The sequence below is a fragment of the Hydrogenophaga sp. T66 genome (genome assembly GCF_057219855.1).
The window spans coordinates 97501-100000 of the sequence record NZ_JBXVVX010000001.1 but is presented as its reverse complement, the minus strand read 5'-3'; the positions used below and the strand labels follow the sequence as shown (position 1 = coordinate 100000).

Annotated in this window: 2 rRNA genes (both running past the window's edge); both read right to left on the bottom strand. The window is 53.1% G+C overall.

Going from position 1 to position 2500, the window contains the following annotated elements:
• A 5S ribosomal RNA gene (gene rrf / locus AC2D80_RS00400) occupies positions 1–87 on the bottom strand (it extends 26 nt beyond the left edge of the window).
• Positions 88–239: 152 nt separating this feature from the next.
• Positions 240–2500: ribosomal RNA gene (locus AC2D80_RS00395) — 23S ribosomal RNA — on the bottom strand (it continues 612 nt past the right edge of the window).

Here is a 2500-nt window from a genome sequence, read left to right as displayed (position 1 = left end):
GGAGACCGCACTATCATCGGCGCAAAGGCGTTTCACTGTCCTGTTCGGGATGGGAAGGAGTGGGACCACCTCGCTATGGTCGTCAGGCATAAGGGGTTGCTATCCAGCACACGCTGGACAGCGAATTCACAGAGTCGAGACCTTTTCGGGTCAATCAGCGCTCAATTTTGATGTGCTGCCAACGCATTGGCATGGATCACAGACATTTGTCTTGTTCTTTGACGGTTGGTCAAAGTTATAGGGTCAAGCCGCACGGGCAATTAGTACTGGTTAGCTTAACGCATTGCTGCGCTTCCACACCCAGCCTATCAACGTCGTGGTCTACGACGACCCTTCAGGGGGCTCAAGGCCCCGGCAGATCTCATCTTGGAACGAGTTTCCCGCTTAGATGCTTTCAGCGGTTATCTCTTCCGCACTTAGCTACCCGGCAATGCCACTGGCGTGACAACCGGTACACCAGAGGTGCGTCCACTCCGGTCCTCTCGTACTAGGAGCAGGCTTCCTCAAATCTGCAGCGCCCACGGAAGATAGGGACCAAACTGTCTCACGACGTTTTAAACCCAGCTCACGTACCTCTTTAAATGGCGAACAGCCATACCCTTGGGACCGGCTACAGCCCCAGGATGAGATGAGCCGACATCGAGGTGCCAAACACCGCCGTCGATATGAACTCTTGGGCGGTATCAGCCTGTTATCCCCAGAGTACCTTTTATCCGTTGAGCGATGGCCCTTCCATACAGAACCACCGGATCACTATGTCCTGCTTTCGCATCTGCTCGACTTGTCAGTCTCGCAGTTAAGCACGCTTATGCCATTGCACTATTAGCACGATGTCCGACCGTACCTAGCGTACCTTCGAACTCCTCCGTTACGCTTTGGGAGGAGACCGCCCCAGTCAAACTGCCTACCATGCACTGTCCCCGATCCAGATGATGGACCTAGGTTAGAACCTCAAACACACCAGGGTGGTATTTCAACGTCGGCTCCACCCGATCTAGCGACCGGGCTTCAAAGCCTCCCACCTATCCTACACAGATCTGTTCAAAGTCCAATACAAAGCTACAGTAAAGGTTCATGGGGTCTTTCCGTCTTTCCGCGGGGAGATTGCATCATCACAAACATTTCAACTTCGCTGAGTCTCGGGAGGAGACAGTGTGGCCATCGTTACGCCATTCGTGCAGGTCGGAACTTACCCGACAAGGAATTTCGCTACCTTAGGACCGTTATAGTTACGGCCGCCGTTTACTGGGACTTCGATCAAGAGCTTGCACCCCATCAATTAATCTTCCAGCACCGGGCAGGCGTCACACCCTATACGTCCACTTTCGTGTTTGCAGAGTGCTGTGTTTTTAATAAACAGTCGCAGCCACCTATTTTTTGCAACCCATTCGTGCTTCGTTGTTCACTACACACTACTAGGGCACACCTTCTTCCGAAGTTACGGTGTCAATTTGCCGAGTTCCTTCTCCCGAGTTCTCTCAAGCGCCTTAGAATACTCATCTCGCGCACCAGTGTCGGTTTGCGGTACGGTCAATTGCAAGCTGAAGCTTAGTGGCTTTTCCTGGGACCTCGTTCAGTGACTTCGCGAGCAAGCTCGCTCGATCGGCAGCCTCGGTATATGAGCGCCGGATTTGCCTGACGCTCGCCTACTTCTGCCTAAACCGGGACATCCAACACCCGGATCACCTATTAAGATCCGTCCCCACATCGCACTTGCAATCGGTACAGGAATATTGACCTGTTTCCCATCAGCTACGCATCTCTGCCTCGCCTTAGGGGCCGACTCACCCTACGCCGATGAACGTTGCGTAGGAAACCTTGCGCTTACGGCGAGCGGGCTTTTCACCCGCTTTAACGCTACTCATGTCAGCATTCGCACTTCTGATACCTCCAGCAGCCTTTACAAGCCACCTTCACAGGCTTACAGAACGCTCTCCTACCACTCGCCATTGCTGGCGAATCCGCAGCTTCGGTAACTGGCTTAGCCCCGTTACATCTTCCGCGCAGGACGACTCGATCAGTGAGCTATTACGCTTTCTTTAAATGATGGCTGCTTCTAAGCCAACATCCTGACTGTTTTAGCCTTCCCACTTCGTTTCCCACTTAGCCAATTTTAGGGACCTTAGCTGGCGGTCTGGGTTGTTTCCCTCTTGAGTCCGGACGTTAGCACCCGGTGCTCTGTCTCCCGCGCTGTACTCTTCGGTATTCGGAGTTTGCCTTGGTTTGGTAAGTCGCCATGACCCCCTAGCCAAAACAGTGCTCTACCCCCGAAGGTAATACGCGAGGCACTACCTAAATAGTTTTCGGAGAGAACCAGCTATTTCCAGGTTTGTTTAGCCTTTCACCCCTATCCACAGCTCATCCGCTAGTTTTGCAACACTAGTCGGTTCGGACCTCCAGTACCTGTTACGGCACCTTCATCCTGGCCATGGATAGATCACCTGGTTTCGGGTCTACACCCAGCGACTGAATCGCCCTATTCGGACTCGGTTTCCCTGCG